Annotated in this window: 21 protein-coding genes; 16 read left to right on the top strand and 5 right to left on the bottom strand. The window is 74.1% G+C overall.

What is annotated here, in order from left to right:
• Positions 1-177 precede the first annotated feature (177 nt).
• The 6 genes from trpB to HCU62_RS09765 are packed head-to-tail and all read left to right on the top strand — an operon-like array spanning position 178 to position 7526.
• Entirely contained in the window at positions 178-1467 is a 1290-nt protein-coding gene (gene trpB / locus HCU62_RS09740; RefSeq protein WP_163298658.1) for a tryptophan synthase subunit beta, read from the top strand.
• Positions 1464-2303 (top strand): tryptophan synthase subunit alpha, encoded by an 840-nt coding sequence (trpA, locus tag HCU62_RS09745; RefSeq protein WP_163298659.1) that lies wholly within the window; start codon positions 1464-1466, stop codon positions 2301-2303. The genes trpB and trpA overlap by 4 nt, the downstream gene beginning before the upstream one ends.
• A 36-nt stretch (positions 2304-2339) precedes the next feature.
• Positions 2340-4172: an excinuclease ABC subunit UvrC gene (gene uvrC / locus HCU62_RS09750; RefSeq protein ID WP_169755594.1), complete on the top strand. Its 1833-nt coding sequence runs from the start codon at positions 2340-2342 to the stop codon at positions 4170-4172.
• Positions 4173-6017 (top strand): DNA mismatch repair endonuclease MutL, encoded by a 1845-nt coding sequence (gene mutL, locus HCU62_RS09755; protein ID WP_163299893.1) that lies wholly within the window; start codon positions 4173-4175, stop codon positions 6015-6017.
• 19 nt (positions 6018-6036) lie between these two features.
• Positions 6037-6978, top strand: coding sequence for a tRNA (adenosine(37)-N6)-dimethylallyltransferase MiaA (miaA, locus tag HCU62_RS09760; RefSeq protein ID WP_343066732.1), 942 nt, complete (start codon positions 6037-6039; stop codon positions 6976-6978).
• Positions 6975-7526, top strand: coding sequence for a CDP-alcohol phosphatidyltransferase family protein (locus HCU62_RS09765; protein WP_163298489.1), 552 nt, complete (start codon positions 6975-6977; stop codon positions 7524-7526). Before miaA ends, HCU62_RS09765 begins: the two co-directional genes overlap by 4 nt.
• Before the next feature lie 20 nt (positions 7527-7546).
• Here HCU62_RS09765 and HCU62_RS09770 read toward each other — a convergent pair whose 3' ends face one another.
• Genes HCU62_RS09770 through HCU62_RS09785 form a run of 4 tightly spaced genes read right to left on the bottom strand, consistent with a single transcriptional unit; the run spans position 7547 to position 11340 of the window.
• Positions 7547-8395 (bottom strand): HDOD domain-containing protein, encoded by an 849-nt coding sequence (locus HCU62_RS09770; RefSeq protein WP_163298488.1) that lies wholly within the window; start codon positions 8393-8395, stop codon positions 7547-7549.
• 35 nt (positions 8396-8430) lie between these two features.
• Positions 8431-9204, bottom strand: coding sequence for a slipin family protein (locus HCU62_RS09775; protein ID WP_163298493.1), 774 nt, complete (start codon positions 9202-9204; stop codon positions 8431-8433).
• Between the two features lie 17 nt (positions 9205-9221).
• The gene (locus tag HCU62_RS09780; RefSeq protein WP_163298487.1) at positions 9222-10589 is read right to left on the bottom strand and encodes an NfeD family protein; all 1368 of its coding nucleotides are present in this window, start codon (positions 10587-10589) and stop codon (positions 9222-9224) included.
• Complete coding sequence (locus HCU62_RS09785) at positions 10570-11340, bottom strand: uracil-DNA glycosylase (RefSeq protein ID WP_169755595.1); 771 nt, start codon at positions 11338-11340, stop codon at positions 10570-10572. Before HCU62_RS09785 ends, HCU62_RS09780 begins: the two co-directional genes overlap by 20 nt.
• 326 nt (positions 11341-11666) lie before the next feature.
• Between HCU62_RS09785 and HCU62_RS09790 the strand changes: the two genes are divergently transcribed.
• Positions 11667-12644, top strand: coding sequence for a carbohydrate kinase family protein (locus tag HCU62_RS09790; RefSeq protein ID WP_163298485.1), 978 nt, complete (start codon positions 11667-11669; stop codon positions 12642-12644).
• 18 nt (positions 12645-12662) lie between these two features.
• Positions 12663-13484, top strand: a complete 822-nt coding sequence (gene purN, locus HCU62_RS09795; protein ID WP_163298484.1) for a phosphoribosylglycinamide formyltransferase — start codon at positions 12663-12665, stop codon at positions 13482-13484.
• 28 nt (positions 13485-13512) lie between these two features.
• Here purN and HCU62_RS09800 read toward each other — a convergent pair whose 3' ends face one another.
• Entirely contained in the window at positions 13513-14232 is a 720-nt protein-coding gene (locus HCU62_RS09800; RefSeq protein ID WP_163298483.1) for a PP-loop family protein, read from the bottom strand.
• Between the two features lie 98 nt (positions 14233-14330).
• Between HCU62_RS09800 and mltG the strand changes: the two genes are divergently transcribed.
• The 8 genes from mltG to mraY all read left to right on the top strand — a co-directional run bounded on the left by mltG (position 14331) and on the right by mraY (position 23215).
• Positions 14331-15395 carry an endolytic transglycosylase MltG gene (gene mltG / locus HCU62_RS09805; protein WP_163298482.1) on the top strand — a complete coding sequence of 355 codons (1065 nt, stop codon included), beginning with the start codon at positions 14331-14333 and terminating at the stop codon, positions 15393-15395.
• Between the two features lie 321 nt (positions 15396-15716).
• Positions 15717-16169, top strand: coding sequence for a division/cell wall cluster transcriptional repressor MraZ (gene mraZ, locus HCU62_RS09810; protein ID WP_181448011.1), 453 nt, complete (start codon positions 15717-15719; stop codon positions 16167-16169).
• Between the two features lie 13 nt (positions 16170-16182).
• Positions 16183-17127, top strand: coding sequence for a 16S rRNA (cytosine(1402)-N(4))-methyltransferase RsmH (gene rsmH / locus HCU62_RS09815; protein WP_309474787.1), 945 nt, complete (start codon positions 16183-16185; stop codon positions 17125-17127).
• Entirely contained in the window at positions 17124-17483 is a 360-nt protein-coding gene (locus HCU62_RS09820) for a hypothetical protein (RefSeq protein ID WP_163298481.1), read from the top strand. The genes rsmH and HCU62_RS09820 overlap by 4 nt, the downstream gene beginning before the upstream one ends.
• Before the next feature lie 15 nt (positions 17484-17498).
• Positions 17499-19166 carry a penicillin-binding transpeptidase domain-containing protein gene (locus HCU62_RS09825; protein WP_169755596.1) on the top strand — a complete coding sequence of 556 codons (1668 nt, stop codon included), beginning with the start codon at positions 17499-17501 and terminating at the stop codon, positions 19164-19166.
• Entirely contained in the window at positions 19163-20662 is a 1500-nt protein-coding gene (locus HCU62_RS09830; RefSeq protein ID WP_163298479.1) for a UDP-N-acetylmuramoyl-L-alanyl-D-glutamate--2,6-diaminopimelate ligase, read from the top strand. Before HCU62_RS09825 ends, HCU62_RS09830 begins: the two co-directional genes overlap by 4 nt.
• A gap of 3 nt (positions 20663-20665) precedes the next feature.
• Positions 20666-22135, top strand: coding sequence for a UDP-N-acetylmuramoyl-tripeptide--D-alanyl-D-alanine ligase (locus HCU62_RS09835; protein ID WP_169755597.1), 1470 nt, complete (start codon positions 20666-20668; stop codon positions 22133-22135).
• The gene (gene mraY, locus HCU62_RS09840; RefSeq protein WP_163299474.1) at positions 22136-23215 is read left to right on the top strand and encodes a phospho-N-acetylmuramoyl-pentapeptide-transferase; all 1080 of its coding nucleotides are present in this window, start codon (positions 22136-22138) and stop codon (positions 23213-23215) included.
• The last annotated feature ends 47 nt before the right edge of the window (positions 23216-23262 follow it).

Genomic DNA, 23262 nt, shown 5'->3' on the forward strand with positions numbered 1-23262 from the left:
AGCATATCGACGACTTGCCAACGTCGCAGATGGCCCGTCATCGGACGCCCCGCAGGGCGGCGGGGTGAGTCCGCCACGGAAGAGGATCATGTCCGCCCATGATCTGGGATCCCAGGCCAGCTCGGCCTAGTGTGCCGCACGGCCGCCACGGATCCAGGAAAAGGAGAAGAGCAGAGAATGACACAGACCAAGACGAAGACGCCCTCCGCCCTTCGGGCCCGGACGGCACCGGCGGACCGCGCCGCGCCCGTACGGCTTTCCGGCCCGTGGCCGGACCGTGCGGGTCACTTCGGTCCCTTCGGCGGGCGGTTCGTCCCCGAGACCCTCATGCCGGCCCTGGCCGAACTCGACGCCGCCTGGCGGGCCGCCCGGCGGGACCCGGCCTTCCGCGCCGAGCTCCGGCGCATCCTCGCCGACTACGTGGGGCGCCCGACCCCCCTCTACGAGGCGAGCCGGCTGGCCGAGGCCCTCGGCGGCCACATCCGCGTCTTCCTGAAGCGGGAGGACCTCACCCACACCGGGGCCCACAAGATCAACAACACCATCGGCCAGGTGCTCCTGGCGCGGCGGATGGGCAAGCGCCGGATCATCGCCGAGACCGGCGCCGGCCAGCACGGGGTGGCCACGGCCACCGCCGCCGCCCTCATGGGCCTCGAGTGCGAGGTCTACATGGGGCTCAAGGACACGGTGCGCCAGGCCATGAACGTCTTCCGGATGGAGCTGCTCGGGGCCCGGGTGGTGCCGGTGGACTCCGGCACCCGGACGCTCAAGGACGCCACCAACGAGGCCATCCGCGACTGGGTCACCAACGTCCGCGACACCTACTACATCATCGGCTCCGTGGTGGGCCCCCACCCCTACCCGGTCATGGTCCGGGACTTCCAGAGCGTCATCGGCCGGGAGGCCCGGCGGCAGGTGCGTCGGGCCGCCGGGCGGCTGCCCGACGCGGTGGTGGCCTGCGTGGGGGGCGGCAGCAACGCCATGGGGATCTTCCACGCCTTCGTCCGCGACCGCGACGTCCGGCTCGTCGGCGTGGAGGCCGCCGGGGAGGGGCTCGAGACCGATCACCACTCCGCCACCCTCTCGGCGGGCCGCCCGGGCGTGCTCCACGGGGCCATGAGCTATCTCCTCCAGGACCGGTGGGGCCAGGTGAAGGGCGCCCACTCCGTGGCGGCGGGGCTCGACTATCCCGGCGTGGGGCCCGAGCACAGCGCCCTCAAGGACGCCGGCCGGGTGGAATACGCCGCCGTGGACGACCGGCAGGCCCTGGACGGCTTCCGGCTCCTCTGCGAGACCGAGGGGATCATCCCGGCCCTGGAGAGCGCCCACGCCGTGGCCTACCTCCGGGAGCTGGCCCCGGCACTGCCCCGGGGGGGCGTGGTGGTGCTCAACCTCTCGGGCCGGGGGGACAAGGACGTGGCCACGGTGGCGGAGCTCTTCGCCAAGGAGGGAGGACCGACGCCATGAACCGCATCGACCGGGCCTTCTCGCGCCTCAGGCGCCGCGGCGAGGCCGCGCTCATCCCCTTCGTCACCGCCGGCGACCCGGACCTCGACACCACCGAGGCCCTGGTGCTCGAGATGGCCCGCCGGGGGGCGGACATCGTGGAGCTTGGCATCCCCTTCTCCGATCCCCTGGCCGACGGGCCCACCATCCAGGCCGCCAGCCAGCGGGCCCTGGAGGGCGGGGTGACCCCGGCGGAGATCCTCGGCCTCGTCCGCCGGATCCGCCGCCGGTCCGAGGTCCCCCTGGTCCTCATGGGCTATTACAACCCGGTGCTCCAGTTCGGCCTCGAGGCCTTCGCCGCCGCGGCCGCCGAGGCGGGGGCCGACGGGACCATCGTCCCCGACCTTCCGCTGGAGGAGGCGGGTCCCTGGAGCCGGGCGGCGCGGGCCCACGGGCTCGCCAACGTCCTGCTCGCCGCCCCCACCACGCCGCCGGAGCGGGTGCGCCGCCTGGCCGCCGCCACCCGCGGCTTCCTCTACTACGTCTCGGTGGCCGGGATCACCGGGGCCCGGTCCGAGCTGCCGCCGGAACTCGCCGCGGCGCTCCGGGCCGTCAAGGGCCTCTCCCGCAGGCCCGTGGCGGTGGGGTTCGGCATCAGCCGGGCCGACCAGGTGGCGGCGCTGGCCGCCGTGGCCGACGGGATCATCGTGGGCAGCGCCCTGGTCCGCCTCGTGGAGGCCCACTGCACCCGCCGGGACGGCCGGCTCGCGGCCGGTCCCGGTCTCGTGGCCGCCGTGGGCGGCTTCGTGGCGGAGCTCAAGGCCGCCACGCGGACCGCGGCCGGGCGCCGGGGGTGACGGCCCCCGGCGTGCCGGCCAGACGGGGGTGAGGCGGTGATCCTGGACCTCGAGGGCCCGGACGTCCTCGCCAGGGTGCCGGCCCGGCCGGGGGTGTACCTCTTCCGGGCGGCGGACGGGATCGTGCTCTACGTGGGAAAGGCCAAGGCCCTCCGGCAGCGCCTCGCCGCCTATCTTCGTCCCTCGGCGGAGCCGGCCCCCAAGACGGCCCTCATGCTGGCCCGGGCTCGGCGGGTGGAGCTGGTGCTCACCGGCTCCGAGAAGGAGGCCCTCTTGCTCGAGGCGGCGCTCATCAAGGAACACCGGCCCCGTTACAACGTCCGCCTGCGCGACGACAAGGCCTACCCCTTCCTGCGCCTGTCCACGGGGCACCCCTTCCCCAGGCTCACCGTGGTGCGGCGCCGCCGGCCCGACGGCGCCCTCTACTTCGGCCCCTACCCCTCGGCGGGGGCGGTGCGGGCCACGCTCCGGCTCCTGGCCCCGGCCTTCCGGCTCCGCTCCTGCTCCGACCATGCCTTCCGGCACCGGCGCCGGCCCTGCCTCCAGTACCAGATCGGCCGCTGCAGCGCGCCGTGCGTCGGCCGGGTGTCCCGGGAGGCCTACGCCGCCCAGGTGCGGGAGGCGCGGCTCTTCCTGGAGGGGCGGACGGCGCCGCTGCTCCGCCAGCTCCGCCGGCGGATGGCGGCCGAGGCCGAGGCGCTTCGCTTCGAGGCGGCGGCGGAGCTCCGGGACCGCATCCGGGCGGTGGAGTCGCTGGTGGAGGGCCAGGCCGTGGTGGCGGGGCAGGGGGCCCGATGGGACGTGGTGGGGTTGGCCCGGGAGGGGGAGCGGGCGGCGGCGGCGGTGCTCCGCGTCCGCGCCGGGGTGCTGCGGGGCCAGGAGACCCTGGAACTCGCCGGCCCGGGGGACGTCCCCGACGGGGAGATCGTGGCGGCCTTTCTCCGCGACTACTACGGGGCCGGGCGCCCGGTGCCGCCGGAGGTCCTGGTGCCCGTCCTCCCGGAGGAGGCCGACGTCCTCGCCGAGGGCCTCCGGGAGATGGCCGGCCGGAAGGTCCGGCTCGCCCGCGCCCTCCGGGGACGCCGCCGGCGGCTGGCGGAGATGGCGACGCGGAACGCCCGGGAGGCCCTGGCGGCGGCCGGCGCGGAACGGGCGGCCTGGACGGCCGTGGCCGACCGGCTGGTGGCGGTGCTCGGCCTCCGGCGCCGCCCCCGGCTCGTGGAGGGGGTGGATATCGCCACCACCGGGGGAGAGGGCGCGGTGGCGGGGCTCGTGGCCTTCCGCGACGGGCACCCCTTCCGGGACGGCTACCGGATCTACGGGATCCGGACCGTCGCCGGGATGGACGACTTCGCCATGATCCGCGAGGCCGTGGAGCGGCGGCTGGCGCGGGCCGGGGAACCCGGCAGGGGCGGCTGGCCCGACCTCCTGCTCGTCGACGGCGGCCGGGGACAGCTCGGGATGGCGGAGGCGGCCCTGGCGGCGGCGGGCGCCGCCGGCCGGGTGGAACTGGTGGCCCTGGCCAAGGACCGGGACGGCGGGGGGGAGCGGCTCTACCGGCCCGGGCGGCCGGAGCCCATCCGCCTGGACCGGGCCGATCCCGCCCTCCTCTTCCTCCAGCGGGTCCGGGACGAGGCCCACGGCTTCGGAAACCGCTTCCACGGGCGGCGCCGCGACCGGGGCCGCCTGGCCTCCAGCCTCCGGGACGTCCCGGGGGTGGGGCCGGGCTGGGAGCGGCGCCTGCTCGCCCGGTTCGGCAGCATCGCCGGCCTCCGGGCCGCCGGCCGCGAGGCGCTCCGCGGGGTGCCCGGGCTGCCCGCCGCCCTGGCGGACCGGATCTACGACCACCTCCACGGGGGGGAGGGCTAGATGGGACGCATCGGGATCCTGCCGACCCACGTGGCCAACCAGATCGCCGCCGGCGAGGTGGTGGAGCGGCCCGCCTCGGTGGTCAGGGAGCTCCTCGACAACGCCCTGGACGCCGGGGCCCGGCGGATCCGGGTGGAGGTGGCCGACGGGGGCAAGGGGCTCATCCGGGTGACGGACGACGGGTGCGGGCTCGACCGCGGGGACCTCGAGCTCGCCCTGGAACGCCACGCCACCAGCAAGATCCGGGATGCCTCGGACCTCGCCGCCATACGGACCCTGGGCTTCCGGGGCGAGGCCCTGCCCAGCATCGCGGCGGTCTCGGCCTTTCGCATGGCCTCCCGCCCCGCCGGCCAAGCCGAAGGCTGGGAGGTCTCGACCCGGTTCGGGCGCGGGCGGACGCTCCGGGCGGTGGGATGCCCGGCCGGGACCACGGTCACGGTGGAGGAGCTCTTCCTGGAGATCCCCGCCCGGCGCCGCTTCCTCCGAAGCCGCCGGACGGAGGCGGCCCACGTGGTCCAGGCGGTGCGGCTCGCCGCCGCCGCCCATCCCGGGGTCCGGCTGGAACTGGTGGCGGAGGGGCGGCGGGTCTTCCGGTCGGAGGGGCGGGAGGAAGACCCGGCGCCCCTCGTCGCCCTCTTCGGCGAGGAGCTGGCCGGAGCGCTCCTCCCCGTGGAGGGACGGGCCCCCGGCATCGAGATTCGGGGCGCCATGGCCCCGCCGGAGCTGGCCCGGGCCTCGTCGGGGGGCCTGCACTTCTTCCTGAACCGGCGCCCCATCCAGGGCCGGCTCCTCTGGAAGGCGGTGCGGGAGGGCTACCGGGGCCGGCTCATGACCCGGTTCCACCCCGTGGGGTGTCTCTTCATCGAGATGGACCCGGCCCTCGTGGACGTGAACGTGCACCCGGCCAAGCAGGAGGTGCGGTTCCGGGAGCCGGAGGCCGTCTACCGGTGCGTCCACCAGGCGGTGCGCCGGGCCCTCGACGGGGTGCGGGCCCCGGCGCCGACGGGCGCCGCCGAGGGCGCCCGCGGGGAGCCTCCCCCGCTGCGAGAGGGCGCATCGCTCCCGTGGGGCGGGGCGCCGGAGCCGCCGCCCCGGGCGGAGGGGGTCGCCGATTTCCTGCCGCCCTCCTGGGCGGCCGAGGCGGCGCCGCCGGCGGAGGCCCCTTCCCCGGGAGCGCCGGCCGTCCGCCGCCAGCCGGCGACCGGGCCCGCAGCGGCCGCGGTCCAACCCGGGGAGGAGCCCCGGGGCCCCGTCCCCGGCGTTTCGCCGGGCGGGCTCCGGCTCATCGGGCAGCTCGCCCGCACCTACATCCTCGCCGAGGGGCCGGAGGGGCTCGTCCTGGTGGACCAGCACGCCGCCCACGAGGGCCTGCTCTTCAGGCGGTTCCTGGAGCGGCTGGCCGGGGGCGGCGGGGTCGCCTCACAGGCGCTCCTCGTCCCGGAGGTCTTCGAGCGCCCGCCGGCCGATGTGGCCCGCCTCCCGGAGCGGCGGGCGGTCCTCGAGCGGCTGGGGATCGACGCCGAGCCCTTCGGCCACGACCAGGTGGCCGTCCGGGCGGTGCCCTCGTTCCTGGCCGGGCACGGGGGCGCCCCCCGGGCACTGGTGGAGATCCTCGACCGGGCCCTTTCGCCGGCCGCCGAGCCCGCCGAGGCGCTGCTCCACGGCCTGGCGGCCACCCTGGCCTGCCATGCCGCCGTCCGCGCCGACCAGGAGCTGGCCCCGGAGGAGATGGAGAGCCTCCTGCGGGAGCTGGCGGCGGCGGAGGTCCGCCATTGTCCGCACGGGCGGCCCGTGGCCTGGACCGTGACCCTGGCCGAGATCCGCCGCGGGTTCGGCCGGACCTGACCCGGGGAGGCTTCCGGACGTGCCCCCGCGCCCCGCGCCCTTTCCGCTGGTGGCCCTCGTGGGCCCCACCGCCGTGGGCAAGACCGCCCTCTCCCTCCGGCTGGCCCGCGAACTCCACGCGGAGATCGTGAGCGTGGACTCCGTCCAGGTCTACCGGGGGCTGGACGTGGGCTCCGCCAAGCCCACCGCCGCCGAGCGGGCCGAGGTGCCGCATCACCTCATCGACGTGGCGGACCCCGACGAGCCCTTCGATGCCGCCGATTTCGCCCGGCGGGCCGCCGGGGTCATCCGGGCGGTGCGGGCCCGGGGGCGGAACGTGCTCCTCGTGGGGGGGACGGGGCTCTACCTCCGGGCCCTGCTCCGGGGGCTGGCGCCGTGCCCGGGCCGGCACCCGGCCCTTCGGGCCCAGCTGCGCCGGGCGGGGGAGCGCTTCGGGACGGCGGCGCTCCACGGCTGGCTCCGGGATGTGGACCCGGCGGCCGCGGCGCGCATCGCACCCAACGACCTCGTCCGGGTGATCCGGGCCCTGGAGGTGTACGCGCTCACACGGTCGCCCCTCTCCGCCCACCACGCGCGGGCCCGGGGGCGGCCCGCCGCCCTCCCGTACCGCATCTTCGGGCTCATCCGGCCGCGACAGGAGCTGGACGCGCGGATCGACCGGCGGGTGGACCAGATGATCGCCGAGGGACTCCTGGATGAGACCCGGGCGCTCCTGGCCCGGGGATACCGCCCGGACCTCGGTCCCTTGCAGTCGCTGGGGTACCGGCATATGATCCGGTACCTCCGGGGGGAGCGGAACTGGGAGCAGGCGGTGGCGGAGATGAAGCGCGACACCCGCCGCTACGCGCGGCGCCAGCTGACGTGGTTCCGGGGCGAGCCGGTCTGGCGGTGGGTCCACCCCGATGCGGCGGCCCGGGCGGTGTCGCCGTGGGCCTACCTCTCGGGCGGGGAGGGGCCGTGAATCTCCCGAACCTCCTCACCCTCCTCCGCATCCTGCTCGTCCCCCTCCTGGTCATCTGCCTCATCGAGCGGCGGATGGCCGAGGCGCTGGCCATCTTCGCGGCGGCGGGGTTCACCGACGCCTTGGACGGCTTCCTGGCTCGGTGGCTTCGCCAGAAGACCCGGCTCGGCGCCGTCCTCGATCCCATCGCCGACAAGCTGCTCCTCATGAGCGCCTGCGTCACCCTGGCGGTGATCGGGCGGCTGCCCGGCTGGCTGGCGGTGATCGTCATCAGCCGCGACGTGATCATCCTGCTCGGCGTGGGGGTGCTCTTCCTGATCCTGGGCGGCGTGGAGATCCGGCCGTCGTTCCTGGGAAAGGTGACCACCTTCTGCCAGCTCTTCACCGTCTTCCTGGTGCTTGCCGGGGCGTGGCTTGCCGGGGCGGAACGGTGGCTCCCGGCGGTCTTCTGGGCGACGGCCGCCGTCACGGTGGCCTCCGGGCTCCACTACATGGCCCGGGGCCTTTCCCTGGTGGGCGCCGGAAACGGCGGCCGGCCGGAGGCCTGACCGCCGCGGGGGCTTCGGGCTCAGGCCTGGAAGAGCCGCCAGTGCTCCTCGATCCGGGGCGCCAGGTCCCGGGCCCGTTCCCGGAGGGCCTCGAAGTCGTCCGGCGGCATGCCCAGGACCTCCAGGAACCCCTCCGGCAAAGGGCCCGGGGTCTCCACCCCCGGGCCGAAGCCGAGGTCCAAGGCGAGGTGGTCCGCCAGGGCCACGTCCAGGATGTAGCCCGGGGGGTCGAAGTCCTCCAGGGGGGCATGGTGGTGGAAGGCCACCACCTGGAAGGGTTCCGGCAGGCCCCAGGTCTCGGCGAGCCGGGCGCCCCAGAGCCGGTGATCCACGCCCCAGGCCGTCTCTCCGGCGGTGTCGGCCCCGCCCGCCTCGGCGGCGATACCCCGGTAGACCTCCGGGGCCTGGGCCAGCGCCACGAGCCACCCCATGTCGTGGAGCAGGGCCAGAGTGTAGCGGTCGAGGACCGGGTCGTCGGCCTCGCCCCGAAGTTCCCGGGCCAGGACGGCGGCGGCCAGGCTGTGGCGCCAGAGGGCCTCGGCATGGGGCCGCATCTCGGGCCCCACGGTGAGGAAGCGCTCGGCCAGCACGGAGCCGAGGGCGATGCGGCGGACCTCGTCCATGCCCAGGAAGACCACGGCCTGGCGCACCGAGGTCACCTCCACGCTCAGGGCGAAGAGGGCGCTGTTGGCCGCCCGCAGGATCTTCAGGGTCAGGGAGGGATCCTGGCCCAGGATCTCCGTGAGCTCGGCGGCCGAGGCCTCCTCCCCGGAGGCGAGGGCCATGAGCCGGTGCGCCACGGCGGGGAGGGTGGGAAGCTCCTCGCTCTTCCAGTCGATCTCGAGCAGTCCGGTTCTGGGACTTTCCATGGCGAAGTCTCCGTGTCGTCTTTCCCGGCCGGGGCTCAGGGGGCCTCGGGGCCCTTCGGGCCGCCCGCGCCGCCTTCCAGGAAGGGCTTGAAGAGGTCGATGGGAATGGGGAAGAGGGTGGTGGAGTTGTTCTCGGCCGCCACCTCCCGGAGGGTCTGGAGGTAGCGGAGCTGGAGCGCCGCCGGGGCCCGGTGGATGATGGCCGCGGCCTCGGCGAGTTTCTCGGCGGCCTGGTATTCCCCCTCGGCGTTGATGATCTTGGAGCGGCGTTCGCGCTCGGCCTCGGCCTGCTTGGCCATGGCCCGCTTCATCTCCACCGGGAGGTCGATCTCCTTGACCTCCACCTTACTCACCTTGACGCCCCAGGGCTCCGTGTCCTGGTCGAGGATGCCCTGGATGCGCAGGTTGATCTCCTCCCGCTCGGAGAGGAGCTGGTCGAGTTCCGCCTGGCCGCAGACGCTCCGGAGCGTGGTCTGGGCCAGCTGGGAGGTGGCGAAGAAGTAGTTCTCCACCTCGATCACGGCCCGCACCGGGTCGAGCACCCGGAAGTAGACCACGGCGCTCACCTTCACCGAGACGTTGTCCCGGGTGATGACGTCCTGCGGGGGGACGTCCAGGGTCACGGTCCGCAGATCCACCTTGACCATTTTGTCGATGCCGGGGATCAGGATGATGAGCCCGGGGCCCTTGGCCCGGAGGAGGCGGCCGAGGCGGAGGATGACACCCCGCTCGTATTCGTTCAGGACCTTCAGCACCATGGCGCCCACGGCGCCGACGAGGATCAGGACGGTGATGAGGGTGGGCAGCATCGGCATGTCGTGCCTCCTTAGGCGTCTTCGGGGGCGTCTTTCCCCCGGTGTTCATCGGCCGGGACCACGTGGAGCGTGAGTCCCTCCACCCGCTCCACCACGACCTCCCGGCCCGGCGGGATGGGGACGGGGCTCCGGGCGTTCCAGTATTCCCCGTGGAGGAAGACGCGGCCCGAGCGGGCGTCCACCGCCTCCCGGGCGGTCCCCCGGGCCCCCACCAGGGCGGGGAGGCCGGTCTCCGGCCGGCGGATCCGGACCCGGACCACCAGGTAGACCACGGTGGAGATCGCCGCCGCGGCCAGGAGCACCGTGGGCCAGAGCACCGCGGCGGCCACGGCGACCCCGGTCTCCGGGGTGTCGAAGAGGAGGAGCGAGCCGAGGATCAGGGCGACCACGCCCCCGAAGCCGAGGATGCCGTAGCTCGTCACCAGGATCTCCAGCACGAAGAGCCCCATGGCCAGCAGGATGAGGAGGAGCCCGATGGTGTTGACCGGCAGCGCCTGGAGGGCGTAGAGACCGAGCAGCAGCGAGATGGCGCCGATGGTCCCCGGCAGGATCACCCCCGGGTGGGCGAGCTCGAAGTAGAGCCCCACCATCCCGATCATCATGAGGATGTAGGCCACGTTCGGGTCGGCGATGGCGCGGAGGAGGCGTTCCCGGAGCCCCTCCCGGACCACCCGGACCTCGGCGTCCCGGGTCTCGATCACCCTCGGGGAGCCGCCCGCGGTGACGCGGCGCCCGTGGAGCCGTTCGAGGAGCTCGGCCCGGTCGCGGGCCAGGAGATCCACCACCCCCAGGCGGAGGGCCTCCCGGGCCGTGGCCGAGACGCTTTCCCGGACCGCCTTCTCGGCCCATTCCACGTTCCGCCCCCGCTCCCCGGCCACGCTGCGGGCCATGGCGGCGAGGTCGTTCTCGGCCTTGGCCGACAGGGTCTCGTCCTTGGCGCCCCGGCCGAGCTCCACCGGGTGGGCGGCCCCGATGTTGGTGCCGGGGGCCATGGCCGCCACGTGGGCCGCCAGGGTGAGGAGGGCCCCGGCGGAGGCCGCCCGGGCCCCGGCCGGGGCGACGTAGACCACCACGGGGACGGGGGAGGCCATGACGTCTTGCACCATGGAACGGAGGGAGGCCACGAGCCCGCCCGGGGTGTCGAGTTCCACCACCAGGCAGGCGGCCCGGGCGGCGGCCGCCTCGCGGAGGGCCCGCCGGAGGTAGAGGGCCGTCCCCGGGTTGATGGTGCCCTCGAGTCGGACCAGGAAGACCGGGTGGGGGGCGGGCGGCGGTGTCGCGGCCCCCGCCGCGGCCGCGAGGCCCAGGAGGAGGAGGACGAGGGCGAGGGCCAGGCGGCCCGCGCCGGGCCGCCGCCCGTTACGGTTCCGCGGAGTCATGGCGCGCCTTGATGAGTTGGAGGTCGTGCCAGGCCTCGCGCTTGGCGGCCTTCTGTCGCTCCCCCGACAGGCGGAGGAGGTAGGAGGGGTGGTAGGTGGCCACGAGGTCCGCGTCGCCCAGGCGGTGGATTCGCCCGCGGAGGTCCCGGATGGGGGCGTTGCTGCCGGTGAGGGCCTGGGCCGCCACCCGGCCCAGGGCCAGGATGCACCGGGGGCGGACGACCCGGATCTGGGCGTGGAGGAAGGGCAGGCATCGGGCGATCTCGGCGGGCTCCGGGGTGCGGTTTCCGGGCGGCCGGCACTTGAGGACGTTGGCGATGTAGACCGCGTCGCGGCCGAAGCCGATGGCCCGGAGCATCTTGGTGAGGAGTTCGCCGGCGGCGCCCACGAAGGGCAGCCCCCGGCGGTCTTCCTCCTGGCCCGGGGCCTCGCCCACCACCATGAAGGTGGCGTCCTCGGCGCCGTGACCGAAGACGAGGTGGCGGCGGCCCTGGTGCAGGGGGCAGCGGCGGCAGTCGCCCAGCCGGGCGCGGACCTCGGCGAGGGTCCCGGCCGCGGCGAGGTCCGGAGGGGCGGGGCCGGCCTCGGCCTCCGGCACGCCGGGGCGCTGCGCCGGCCGGGGGGCGAGGAACCGGTCGAGGGCCTCGCTCCGGGGCAGGGCGTCGAGGCCGAGGCCCTTCAGGTACCTGAACCAGCCGCCGAGGTCCGCCAGGGCCTCGCGGACGGCGGGATCTCTCACCCGGTGTTCCATGCCAGAAGAATGGCATGGCGCCCGGCCGGGCGTCAAGCGGCGGCCGTCCTTGTCCGGTGGGACGACTTCTTCTAAGATCCGCCCATGACGGCGTCGCAAAAGGTCGCGGGCTGGGGCGGTGCTTCGGATGTTCTCGTCATTGCGGCGGCGCTCAACTCCGCCTCATTCCTCGACATCCTCGCGCCTTGCATCTGGCGATTTTTGCCTAGACATCCACTCGGGATGGTCTCGCAAGAAGTCAAAATTACAAAATTGATACATAATGTTTTCAATAAGTTAGCTATGGTAAGATTGCCAAGATCCGACTTTTTGCGAGGCCATCACCCATGATCGACGTGCTCGGGTGCGGCGCCCTCAACCTCGACCTCTTCTACGAGGTGGCGGACCTGGAGGGCCTCCGGTCCCTGGGGTTCGACCTCGTCCCGGGCGGCGAGAAGGTGGGGACCCCCGACGAGGCCCGCCGCCTCCTGTCGCACCTTCGCCGGGCAGGGCGCCTGCGCGCCTCGGGCGGCGGCGGTTCCGCCGCCAACGCCACGTGGATCCTCTCCCGGATGGGCTGGCGGACCGCCTTCCTCGGCGGGGTGGGGTCGGATGCGGAGGGGGCGGCCGTCCTCGAGTCCATGTCCGGCGTGGACTGCACGGGGGTCCGCCGCCGCGGCCGGAGTCCCCTCTGCATCGTGGTCCTCGATGCCGGGCGCCGCGACCGGGCCCTTTACCTCGTCCCCGGCGACGACTGGCCGGTGCCGGATCTCTCCCCGGAAACGCCCCCGGCGCGGCTTCTCCACCTGAGTTCCCTGGTCCCGGAGGCGGGCCGGCGTTTCCAGGAACGGCTCCTCCGGGACCGGCCGCCCGCCGGATGGGTCTCATTCGACCCGGGGGAGGTCTATGCCCGGCTGGGGGCGGCGGTCATGGAGCCCTGGCTTCGGCGGACCCACCTCCTCTTCGTCACGGAGCAGGAGGCGGCGATGCTCGCCGGCGGCGGGGGACGGGCGGCCGCCTCGACCCTGCTCGGGATGCTGGCCCCGGCCGAGGCCCCGCCGGGGTTCCCCCTGCCGGCGGTGGTGCTCAAGCGGGGGCGGGCGGGGGCCGCCTTCGTCTCGAGGGAGGCGGCCCTCGAGGTGCCGGCGGTGCCGGTGCGGGAGGTGGTGGACAACACGGGGGCCGGGGACGCCTTCGCCGCGGGGGTTCTGCACGGCCTCCTGTCCGGGTGGAGCGCGGCGGCGGCGCTGGAGGAGGGGGCGCGGCTCGCCGCCCGTTCCCTGGCGGGCTACGGGCGTTCCTGGCTGGGAGCGGCCGGGGCGTAGAGGAAAGGAGGCAGGGCCATGTGGCAGGCGGGATGGTGGACCACGGGGCGCGACCGGGCGGCGCTGGACCTCTTCCGGGCGGTGCGCTCGGCCATGGCGGACGGTACGATCCCGGGGGCCTTCGGCTACCTCTTCTGCTCCCGCGAGGCGGGGGAGTCGGCCCCGAGCGACGCCGTGATCCGGGAGGCGGAGGCCGCCGGGGTCCCGGTGGTGACCTGCTCCGCGGCCCGCTTCCGACCGGAGCTCCGGGCCGCGGATCGGGAGGCCTGGCGCACGGCCTATCACCGGGAGGTTCTCGCGCGCCTTTCCGGCTTCACGGCGGACCTGGTGGTCCTGGCCGGGTACATGTGGGTGGTGAGCGCCGAGGTCTGCCGGTCCCTGCCCGTGATCAACCTCCATCCCGCCGCCCCCGGGGGGCCGGCCGGGACGTGGCAGGAGGTGATCTGGCAGTTGCTCGAGGCCGGCGCCGCGGAGACGGGGGTGATGATGCATCTCGTCACCCCGGAACTGGACCAGGGGCCGCCCGTGACCTTTTGCCGTTTCCCCATCACCGGCGGGGCCTGGGATGCCCTCTGGACGGCCTACCGGGACAAGCGCCGCAGCGCGGACCTTTCGGAGATCCAGGCCTCGCAGGGGGAGGCCGAGCCCCTCTTCGCGGCCGTCCGGCGGGAGGGCGTCCGGAGGGAACTCCCCCTCATCGTCCAGACGCTCCGGGCCTTCGCCGCCGGGGAGGTGGCCCTGGCCGGGGGACGCCTGGTGGACGCCGCCGGCCGGCCCCTGGACGGCCCCCGCGACCTCACCGGGCCCATCGAGGAGATGCTGGCGGGCGGGGCGGGATGAACGGCGCCATCTCCCCGGTGGCGGCCGCTCAGAGGAGGTAGTCCGGGCGCACGTTGGAGAGGGCGTGGAAGAGGTTTCCCCGGATGCGGGGGTCGCGCCGAAAGAGGCCGTCCAGGAGGCGCCGGACCTCCTCGCGCCGGGTCTTGCCCGCCGACGGGCAGGGGTTCGGGACCACGGGCAGCCCGAGTTCTCGGGCCAGGCGATCGATTCGTGCCTTGTCCGCCAGCGCCAGGGGCCGGATGAGGGCCAGGCGGCCGCCGAACATGTCCACCCTCGGCACCAGGGTGCTCAGCTCTCCGCCGAAGAGCATGTTCAAGAAGAAGGTGTGCAGGATGTCGTCCTGGTTGTGCCCCAGGGCGAGCTTGTTGCAGCCGAGGCGGTGGGCCAGCTCGAAGAGGCGTTTGCGGCGGAGCCGGGCGCAGAGGAAGCACGGGCTCTTTTCACGGTTTTCGGGGCCGTGGGCCCTGGGCCCGTAGTCGGTCTCCTCCATGTGGAAGCCGCCTTCGGCCGCGAGGTGGGCGCGGAGGGCCCCGGTGTCCGCCCCCGCGAAGCCCATGTCCAGGTGGACGGGGAGGAGGGAGAAGCGGATGGGGGCCTTCTCCCGCCAGCGGCGGAGAAACCACAGGGCGAGCAGGCTGTCGGAGCCGCCGGAGACCGCCACCGCGATCCGGTCGCCCGGCTCGAGGAGTCGGTAGCGATGGACGGCGGTGCCCACGAGGCGGTTGAGTTCCTTCCGGAGGCGGTTCATGGTAGATCCCCCGTGGAGACCGGCGTCGCGGGGACGCCCCGGCCGGGTATCAAGACGGTCCGGATCCGACCGATAGGTATATAGGGCTGGCATCACCCATGGACAAGCGACCGCTGGATCGAATCGGCCTCATACCCAACTTCCGCGGACTCTGCTGGCTGCTCCTCCTCTACGGCGTCTTCCTGGTGGGGTTCCAGGGGTGGCGCGTGTGGCAGGGCTGGATGCGGCCCGTGGCCTCTTCGGGGCCGGGCCAGGTGGTGGTGGTGCCCCCCGGGGCGGCCTTCTCCGAGGTGGCCCGGGAACTCGAGAACCGGGGGCTCATCCGCTCCCGCTACGCCTTCACCGTGCTGGCCTGGCAGTGGGGCGTCCTCGACAAGGTCCAGGCCGGCGAGTACCGGTTCTTCCCCAGCCAGACACCCCGCCGGATCCTCTCGGACCTCGTCGAGGGCCGTGTGCTCCAGCATGTTATCACGATCCCGGAGGGTTACAATCTCTTCCAGGTGGCCGATCTCCTTCACCGGGCGGGCCTGGTGGACCCGGCCGACTTCGTCGAGGCCTGCGAGGACGAGTTGCTGCTTCGCCGGCTCGGGATCCCCGGTCCCTCGGCCGAGGGGTACCTCTACCCCGACACCTACTACCTCTCCAGGGGGATGTCCGCCCGGGAGCTGGTGCGGCACTTCGTCCGCCGGTTCTGGGAGACGTGGACCCGGGAGGGCTTCGACCAGCGGGCCCTCGAGATGGGCATGGACACCCACGACGTGGTGATCCTTGCCTCCATCGTGGAGAAGGAGACCAGCCTCCCCGGCGAACGGCCGCTCATCGCGGGGGTCTTCCTGAACCGCCTCCGCAGGGGCATGCCCCTCCAGGCCGATCCCACCGTCTACTACGGGATCCTGGTGGAGTCCTCCGTGCGGAAGCGCCGGCTCCGCAAGGCGGACCTCCGCCGGGGGACGCCCTACAATACCTACGTGGTTTCCGGGCTGCCGGCGGGTCCCATCTCCAACCCCGGGCGGGAGTCCATCCGGGCGGTCCTCTACCCCGCCAAGACCAACTACCTCTACTTCGTGGCCAAGAACGACGGCAGCCACCACTTCTCCCGGACGCTGGCCGAGCACAACCGGGCGGTGGACCGCTACCAGCGCCACCGCCGTCGCCGCCGCTGACCCCGAGGGCCCCCGCTTCTCTCCCACTTTCGCCCACCACGTGTTCCCCGCCGGCGTCCCCGGCCGGCCGCCTGCCGCCCCGCCGCGGTTTCAATCTCTCCGCCCCGCCCGGGCCTCCAGGTTCGTCCCACTCGGTCGAGGGATTTATCCATTTAAAAATGCAACCAATTTCAAGATCGATACTTGACACGGAGCCTTTTTCTCTTCTATAGTGGTCCGCAGTGGGGCAAAGTGGGGGAAAGGGGGCATCCCCCGCCGCGCCCGATCCGAGCCGAACCGGCGGATGCCGGCCCTTGCCCCCCTTGCCTTCAGGGAGGGGTCTTGTTCAGAGGGCGTTCCACCCATAGCCTGGACGCAAAGGGGCGCCTCAGCATCCCCGCGCGTTTCCGCGACGTCCTGAAGGCCAAGTACGACGGCCGCCTCATCGTCACCAACCTGCCCGGTTGCCTGGCGGCCTATCCCTACGAGGAATGGCGGGTGCTCGAGGAGCAGTTCAGCCGCTACCGCCTCGCCCGCCCGGAAGTCCTTGCCTTCCAGCGTTATTTCCTGGCCGCGGCCGTCGAGTGCCCCCTGGACGGCCAGGGCCGGATTCTCATCCCCCCGGCCCTGAGGGACGAGGCCGGGTTCCAGAAGGAGGTCGTCCTCTCCGGGATGCTCACCTACTTCGAGATCTGGAGCCGGGAACGGCTGGAGGCGGAACTCAGCAAGGCGAGGGAAAACTTTGACCAGTACAGCAGCGTTGTGGCCAACATCGGCGGGTTCCCGGAGGGCTGAGGACGTCGGCCACGTGCCGGTCCTGGTCTCCGAGGTCCTGGAGGGGCTGGCGCCGGTCACGGGCGGGGTCTACGTGGACGGGACCGTGGGCCTCGGCGGGCATGCCGAGGCGCTCCTCCGCCATCCCGCCGGGGTGGGCCGGGTCATCGGGCTCGACCGGGACGCCTCGGCCCTGGACCTGGCGGCGGCGCGGCTGGCCCCCTTCGCCGACCGGCTCACCCTCGTCCACAACACCTTCGCGGCGCTGCCGGACGTCCTGGCGGTCCAGGGGCTCAAGGGGGTCCACGGCATCCTCCTGGACCTCGGCATCTCGTCCCACCAGCTGGAACACAGCGGCCGGGGGTTCGCCTTCTCCCGGGACGAGCCCCTGGACATGCGGATGGACGAGAGCGAGGGGATCACCGCCGCCGAGATGGTGAACCGGCTGCCGGCGGAAGGGCTGGCGGAGGTGATCCGCGTCTACGGGGAGGAACGCTGGGCCCGGCGGATCGCCGCGGCCATCGTCCGGGCCAGGCAGAAGACGCCCATCCGGACCTCCGCCGAGCTGGCCGGCGTGGTGACCTCGGCCATCCCGGCCCGGTACCGGACGCGCCGGATCCACCCGGCCACACGGACCTTCCAGGCCCTGCGGATCGCCGTGAACCGGGAACTCGACGCATTGAAGGAGGCCCTGGACGTCTTGCCGTCCTGCCTGCTGCCGGGGGGACGGCTGTGCGTCATCTCCTTCCACTCCCTGGAGGATCGCATGGTGAAGCACGCATTCCGGGAGGACGTTCGGCTGGCGGTGATCACCCGCCGGCCGGTGACGCCCTCGACGGCGGAGGTGGCGGTCAACCCGAGGGCCCGGAGCGCCAAGCTCCGGGTGGCGGCACGAAGGGACGCGGCCGGCCGCCGGGGAAGGGCGGCCGGGGCTCCCGCGGACATCCCCGGTCGGGGACGGCAAGGAGGTCGATCATGACGAGCAGAGCAGCCGTCTTGCGGATGCCGCAACGCCCCCGCGGCCGGGTGGTCGCCGCCGGGCGGGCGGCGGGCGCTGGCCGGCGTGAGCGGGCGCTCACCCTCCGGGAAGGGGTGGTCGCCGTGGTGGTCCTGGTGGCGGTGGCGCTGGGCGCCTGGACCAGTTACGAGATCCGCATGGTGGGGCGCGACATCGCTGCCCTGAGCCGGGCCGCAGCGGAACTCGAGGTCCAGAAGGCCCGACTGGCCGAGCGGCGGGACGCCCTCCTCAAGACCGGGCGGCTCGAGGCCCTGGGGCGTTCCATGGGGCTCCATCCCCCCACCCGGGAGCAGGTCTACCGGATCCGGGTCCGGTGAGGGAGCGGCTGCCGGATGCAGTGGCCTTCGGCTCGGGGATGGACCTTCTGGGGAGGGGCGGCCTGCGTCCTGGTGGCGGCCGCCCTCGCCCTGGATTCCGTCCTGGCCGTGGTGGCCCGCCCCCGGGAGGTCGGCACGGGGCCGGTCCCCGCGGCGACCCGGTGGACGGCCTGCGCCGGTGAAGGCGCCCCCTTCGCCCGGGGCGAGATCCTCGACCGGGGCGGCGTGATCTTGGCCGCCAGCCGCCCGGTGTTCCGCGCCCGGCTCCGGGCGGAGGACCTCGCCGGTGATCCCGGCCGGATCGGGCGCGTGGCGGCGCTGCTCGGCCTCGATCCCACCGAGCTCTCCCGCGAGTTGCTCGCCGGCACGGGCCCCGTGTGCCTGGACGAGGAGGTGCGGGGGGGGCGGCTCCAGGGGCTCCGCGGTCTCGGCGGCGGGGTGGACCTCGTGGAGGCCTGGCGCCGGGTGTATCCCTACGGGGAGGCGGCCTGCGCGGTTCTCGGCTACGTCTCGCCCGAGGGTCGGGGGCTCGACGGCGTGGAATACCTCCTGGACACCGCCCGGGCGGGCGGGGATCGGCCGATCGCCCTCAACCTGGACATCGGCCTCCAGATCCAGACGGAGCGGGTGCTCCGGCGGGTCTCGGCCGGCCTGGGCGCCGGGCGGGGGTGTTTCGTGGTGATGGACGTCCGGAGCGGGGCGGTCTCCGCCATGGCCAACTGGCCGGCCTGGGACCCCGCCCGATTCTACGCGACCGACCGCGAGCGGTTGGGCAACCGGTCGCTCCGGGCCGACGTGGAACCGGCCGGGCTCCTGGCCGCCCTGGCCTGGGCCTCGGGCGGGGCCGCCCCCGCCGACCTGGCGGCCTGGGCCTGGCGGCCCCTCGGCCCCGACGTGCGGGTCTGGGGGCCGTGGTCCGGCTCCGCCCTGCGGCGCCTGGGGATCGGGGCGAAGGCCTTGGAGACCCTGTGGCGCTTCCGGCTGGGACAGGCCACGGGGGTGGATCTCCCGGGCGAGGAGACCGGGGCGCTGCCCGCCCTGGCGGCGGAGGCGGACCTGCCCCTGGACAAGACCGGGGTCCGGGTCTCGCCCCTCCAGATGCTCGCGGCCTTCTCGGCCCTCCTGGACGGGGGCGTCCTCCACCGGCCGAGAATCGCGGCGGAGACCCCGGACGCCCCCGCCCGGGTCCCCGGCGAGGTGGTGCGTCCCCTGGCGGGGCTCTTTGCGGACCGGGGCGGCATGGTCCTCGGTGCCCGGGTGCGGGAGGGGATCCGCGGCACCTCGCGCCGGGACACCTGGCGCCTGTCGCTCTTGGGATGCTGGCCCCCCGGAGCCCCCAGGGTGGCCTACGTGATGGTGCTGGACGGGATCGCCCCGGCCTCGGAGGCCCTTTTGCCGCCATGGCCGGAACTGGGTAGAATAGCCCGCTACGCCGCAGAACTTCCGGCGGACGAAACCCTCTCCGCCACCGGAGGGGCGAATGGGCCGCCCGCCGCCGCGCCGCGGCGGATGCCCGACCTCAGGGGGAAGTCCTTCCGCGTGGCCCTGCGCATGCTCCAATCCACCCGACTCCAGATCCGGATCGAAGGCCGGGGCCGGATCGCGGACCAGGCCCCCCGGCCGGGCGCCCCCCTGGAGGGGGTCCGCGTCTGCCGCCTGGTCGGCGGGGAGGGGGGGCGATGAGCGTCACGCTCCGCGTGCTCCTGGACCGGCTGGCACCGCCGGAGGAGGTCCGCGTCAGCGGTGACCCGGACGTCCCGATCCGGGGGGTGGCCATCGACTCCCGGCGCGTGGGCCCCGGGGACCTCTTCGTGGCTTTGCCCGGCACGCGGAGCCACGGGGGGTGCTTCGTCCCTGAGGCACTCCGTCGCGGCGCCGCCGCGGTGGCCGGCGACGGCGACGCCTTCCCCGAGGGGTTCGAGGCCGCCGCGCCGGTGCCGGTGGTGCGGGTCCTTGATGCGCGGCGATTTGCCGGGCGGGTCGCGGACGCCTTCTACGGCGGTCCCGGCCGCCGGCTCCGGCTGGTGGGGGTCACCGGCACCAACGGGAAGACCACCGTCACCCACCTGGTGGCCGCGATCCTCGATGCCGCGGGCATCCCCTGCGGCGTCATCGGTACCGTGACCCGCCGGTTCGGTGCCGTCTCCGAGCCCTCGGACATGACCACCCCGGACGTGGTCCGGCTGCACCAGACGCTGGCGGAGATGGCGGCCAAGGGGGCGCGGGCCGTGGCCATGGAGGTTTCGTCCCACGCCCTCGACCAGGACCGGGTGGCCGGCTGTGCCTTCGATGCGGCGGTGTTCACCAACCTGAGCCACGACCACCTGGACTACCATGGCGACATGGCGGCCTACGGGGCGGCCAAGGCGCGGCTCTTCCATGCGCACCGCCCGGGCACCGCCGTGGTGAACGTGGACGACCCCTTCGGCGCCGGACTCTGGGCGGATCTTTCCCGCCGGGGAATCAGCTTCGGACTCTGCGAGGAAGCCATGGTCCGGCCCCTGGCCTGGCGGTGCGACGCCGGTGGGATCTCGGCGGAGATCGCGACCCCGGCGGGCCGCGTGGAGATCGCCAGTCCCCTGGTGGGCCGGTTCAACCTCTCGAACCTCCTCGCCGCCGCGGCCGCCGCCGTGGCCCTCGGGGTGCCGGTGGCGGCGGTGGCGGAGGGGATCGGCGCCATGGGCGGGGTGCCGGGCCGCCTCGAGCGGGTGGACGCGGGGCCCGGGCGGCTGGCCCTGGTGGACTACGCCCACACGCCGGACGCCCTCGAGAGCGTCCTCGCCGCCCTCCGGGAGCTGGGGCCCCGGCGGCTCGTCTGCGTGGTGGGCTGCGGCGGTGATCGGGATCCCTCCAAGCGGCCGGTCATGGCGCGCACGGCGGCCCGTTTGGCGGATCTGGCCGTGTTCACCTCCGACAATCCCCGCACCGAGGACCCCGCGGAGATCCTCCGGCAGATGACCGACGGCCTGGAGGGGGGCGCACCGAACGTCCGGGTGATTCCCGACCGGCGGGAGGCCATTCGCTGGGCCGCGGCCCGGCTGGAGGCGGGCGACTGCCTCCTGGTGGCGGGGAAGGGGCACGAGACCTGCCAGATCGTGGGCACGGAACGCCGGTTCTTCGATGACCGGCTCGAGCTGGCGGAGGCCCTCCGGGCGGGCGGCCTCCGGCGGGCGGTGTAAACCATGGCAGAGCGCGGGGAGCGGGGCCATATGGGCTGGAGCGCCGGGGACGTGGCCGCGGCCACCGGGGGGCGCCTCTGCGGCGGCGGGCCGGATGCCTGGGTGGCGGGCGTCTCCACCGATTCGCGCCGGATCGCTCCCGGGGAACTCTTCTGGGCGCTCAAGGGCCCGAGGTTCGACGGGCACGAGTTCGTCGGCGAGGCCCTCCGCCGGGGGGCCGCCGGCGCCGTGGTCCAGCAGGACGCCTGCGGCGCCCATCCCGGGCCGCTCCCCGGGGGCGCCAGCCGGAACGTCATCATCCGCGTGGCGGATACCCTCCGGGCCCTGGGCGATTTTGCGGCCTGGCACCGGCGCCGGATCGGCCTCCGGGTCTTCGGCGTGACCGGCAGCTGCGGCAAGACCACCACGAAGGACCTCGTGGCGGCGGTGCTCGGCCGGCGGTGGCCGACCGTGGCCACCCGGGGCAACTTCAACAATCTGATCGGTCTTCCGCTGACCCTGCTCGGGGCCCGGCCCGAAGACCGCTGGGCCGTCCTCGAGATGGGGATGAACCAGCCGGGGGAGATCCGGCGACTGTGCGAGATCGCCGGGCCCGAGGCCGGGCTCGTCACCACGGTGCAACCCGTCCACCTCGAGGGCCTCGGGGACATCGAAGGCGTCGCGGCGGAGAAGGCGGCCCTCTTCGCCGCTCTCCCGGCCTCCGGCGTGGCCGTGGTCAACCTCGACGACCCCCGGGTGCGGGCGGCGGCAGAGGGATTGGCCTGCCGGCGCGTCACCTGGTCGCTGGCGGGGGCGGCCGGGGCGGAGGCGCGGTGCCGCCGCTGGGAGCCCCGGAAGGACGGGACCCTGGCGGTCTTCGACCTGGCGGGGACGGTGCTGGAATGCCGCCTGCGTCTCGTGGGGGTCGTCAACGTGGCCAACGCCCTGGCGGCGGCCGCAGCGGGGCTGGCGGTCGGCGTGCCCGCGGCCGAGATCCGGGCGGCCCTCGAGGCGGCGGCCCCGGCCCCGGGGCGGCTGCGGCTGGCGCCGCTGCCCGGCGGCCGCCGGCTCCTGGACGACACCTACAACGCCAACCCCGCCTCCATGCGGGCGGCCCTCGAGACCCTGGCCCGGTGGGCCGGGGACCGGCCGCGGGTGGCCATCCTCGGCACCATGTTCGAGCTGGGGGCGGAGGCGGCCGCCTACCACGAGGCCCTCGGGGCCGCGGCGGCCGCCGCCGGCCTCTCGCACCTCGTGGCGGTGGGGGAGTTCGCCGACCGGGTGGCGCGGGGTGCCGGGGGGATGCCCTGCACCGCCCTCGAGAGCACCGAGGCCCTCCTCGAGTGGTTGCCGGCGCACGCGGCGGGCCTCTGCCCGGAGGGCGGCTTCGTCCTCGTCAAGGGGTCCCGGGGCATGGGGCTCGAGCGGGCGGCGGCAGGGCTCGCCGAGGCCTTGTCGGGGCGGCGGGACCTGGCCGGGGCGGGAGGGCGCTAGATGTTCTACCACCTCCTCTACCCGCTGCACGAGACCTGGCCGGTCTTCAACGTCTTCCGGTACATCACCTTCCGGACCATCTACGCGGCGCTCACGGCCCTGTTCCTGGTCTTCTTCCTGGGCCCGTGGTTCATCGAGCGGGTCCGTCGCCTCCAGCTCGGCCAGGTGGTCCGGGAGGACGGTCCCGCCACCCACCATGCCAAGGCCGGGACGCCGAGCCTGGGGGGGCTGCTCATCGTGGGCGCCGTGGTGGCCTCGACCCTGCTCTGGGCCAACCTCGGCGACCTCTACGTCTGGATCGTCCTCCTCATCCTCTGCGGCAACGCGGGGGTGGGCCTGGTGGACGATCTCCGAAAGGTCCGGTACCGGAACGCCGAGGGGCTGCCGGCCAGGTGGAAGCTCGTCCTCCAGGCCCTGGTCTTCCTGGTCGCCGTGGTCATCCTGGTCCGGGAGGGCGCCTACGACACCCGTCTCAGCGTGCCCTTCTTCAAGGGCTTCAGGCCGGACCTGGGCGCCTGGTACGGGGTGCTCGCCTTCTTCGTGGTGGTCGGCGCGGCCAACGCGGTCAACCTCACCGACGGGCTGGACGGGCTCGCCACGGGCCCGGTGGTGGTGACCTCGGCGGTCTACACCCTGTTCGCCTATCTGGCCGGCCACGCCAGCCTCGCCGCCTACCTCCAGATTCCCTCCGTCCCCGGGGCCGGGGAACTGGCGGTCTTCTGCGGGGCGCTGGTGGGGGCCGGCCTCGGCTTCCTCTGGTACAATGCCCACCCGGCCGAGATCTTCATGGGCGACGTGGGGTCCCTGGCCATGGGGGGCGCCCTGGGGGCCGTGGCGGTGCTCTCCAAGCAGGAGATCCTGCTCGCCATCGTGGGCGGGGTCTTCGTGGCGGAGGCCTGCTCCGTCATGCTCCAGGTGGGGTTCTTCAAGATGACCGGCGGGCGGCGCATCTTCCGGATGGCGCCGCTCCACCACCATTTCGAACTGAAGGGATGGCCCGAGTCCAAGGTCATCGTCCGGTTCTGGATCGTCTCCGTGCTGTTGGGCCTCCTGGCCATCAGCACGCTGAAGCTGCGCTGAGGTGTCCATGATGGGCATGGGAACGTCACAGGCCGTCGCGCCGGAGC

Origin of the sequence: Dissulfurirhabdus thermomarina, from assembly GCF_012979235.1 — a bacterium.
Taxonomy (GTDB): domain Bacteria; phylum Desulfobacterota; class Dissulfuribacteria; order Dissulfuribacterales; family Dissulfurirhabdaceae; genus Dissulfurirhabdus; species Dissulfurirhabdus thermomarina.

What these genes read in the sequence shown, in the direction of transcription:
- mltG (WP_163298482.1), top strand. Translation starts at nt 14,331, where the DNA reads ATGGACAAGCGACCGCTGGATCGAATCGGCCTCATACCCAACTTCCGC.
- purN (WP_163298484.1), top strand. Translation starts at nt 12,663, where the DNA reads ATGTGGCAGGCGGGATGGTGGACCACGGGGCGCGACCGGGCGGCGCTG.
- trpA (WP_163298659.1), top strand. Translation starts at nt 1,464, where the DNA reads ATGAACCGCATCGACCGGGCCTTCTCGCGCCTCAGGCGCCGCGGCGAG.
- mutL (WP_163299893.1), top strand. Translation starts at nt 4,173, where the DNA reads ATGGGACGCATCGGGATCCTGCCGACCCACGTGGCCAACCAGATCGCC.
- mraY (WP_163299474.1), top strand. Translation starts at nt 22,136, where the DNA reads ATGTTCTACCACCTCCTCTACCCGCTGCACGAGACCTGGCCGGTCTTC.
- HCU62_RS09770 (WP_163298488.1), bottom strand. Translation starts at nt 8,395, where the DNA reads ATGGAAAGTCCCAGAACCGGACTGCTCGAGATCGACTGGAAGAGCGAG.
- HCU62_RS09780 (WP_163298487.1), bottom strand. Translation starts at nt 10,589, where the DNA reads ATGACTCCGCGGAACCGTAACGGGCGGCGGCCCGGCGCGGGCCGCCTG.
- HCU62_RS09785 (WP_169755595.1), bottom strand. Translation starts at nt 11,340, where the DNA reads ATGGAACACCGGGTGAGAGATCCCGCCGTCCGCGAGGCCCTGGCGGAC.
- HCU62_RS09830 (WP_163298479.1), top strand. Translation starts at nt 19,163, where the DNA reads ATGAGCGTCACGCTCCGCGTGCTCCTGGACCGGCTGGCACCGCCGGAG.
- HCU62_RS09835 (WP_169755597.1), top strand. Translation starts at nt 20,666, where the DNA reads ATGGCAGAGCGCGGGGAGCGGGGCCATATGGGCTGGAGCGCCGGGGAC.
- HCU62_RS09775 (WP_163298493.1), bottom strand. Translation starts at nt 9,204, where the DNA reads ATGCTGCCCACCCTCATCACCGTCCTGATCCTCGTCGGCGCCGTGGGC.
- HCU62_RS09800 (WP_163298483.1), bottom strand. Translation starts at nt 14,232, where the DNA reads ATGAACCGCCTCCGGAAGGAACTCAACCGCCTCGTGGGCACCGCCGTC.
- trpB (WP_163298658.1), top strand. Translation starts at nt 178, where the DNA reads ATGACACAGACCAAGACGAAGACGCCCTCCGCCCTTCGGGCCCGGACG.
- HCU62_RS09825 (WP_169755596.1), top strand. Translation starts at nt 17,499, where the DNA reads ATGCAGTGGCCTTCGGCTCGGGGATGGACCTTCTGGGGAGGGGCGGCC.
- HCU62_RS09820 (WP_163298481.1), top strand. Translation starts at nt 17,124, where the DNA reads ATGACGAGCAGAGCAGCCGTCTTGCGGATGCCGCAACGCCCCCGCGGC.
- HCU62_RS09790 (WP_163298485.1), top strand. Translation starts at nt 11,667, where the DNA reads ATGATCGACGTGCTCGGGTGCGGCGCCCTCAACCTCGACCTCTTCTAC.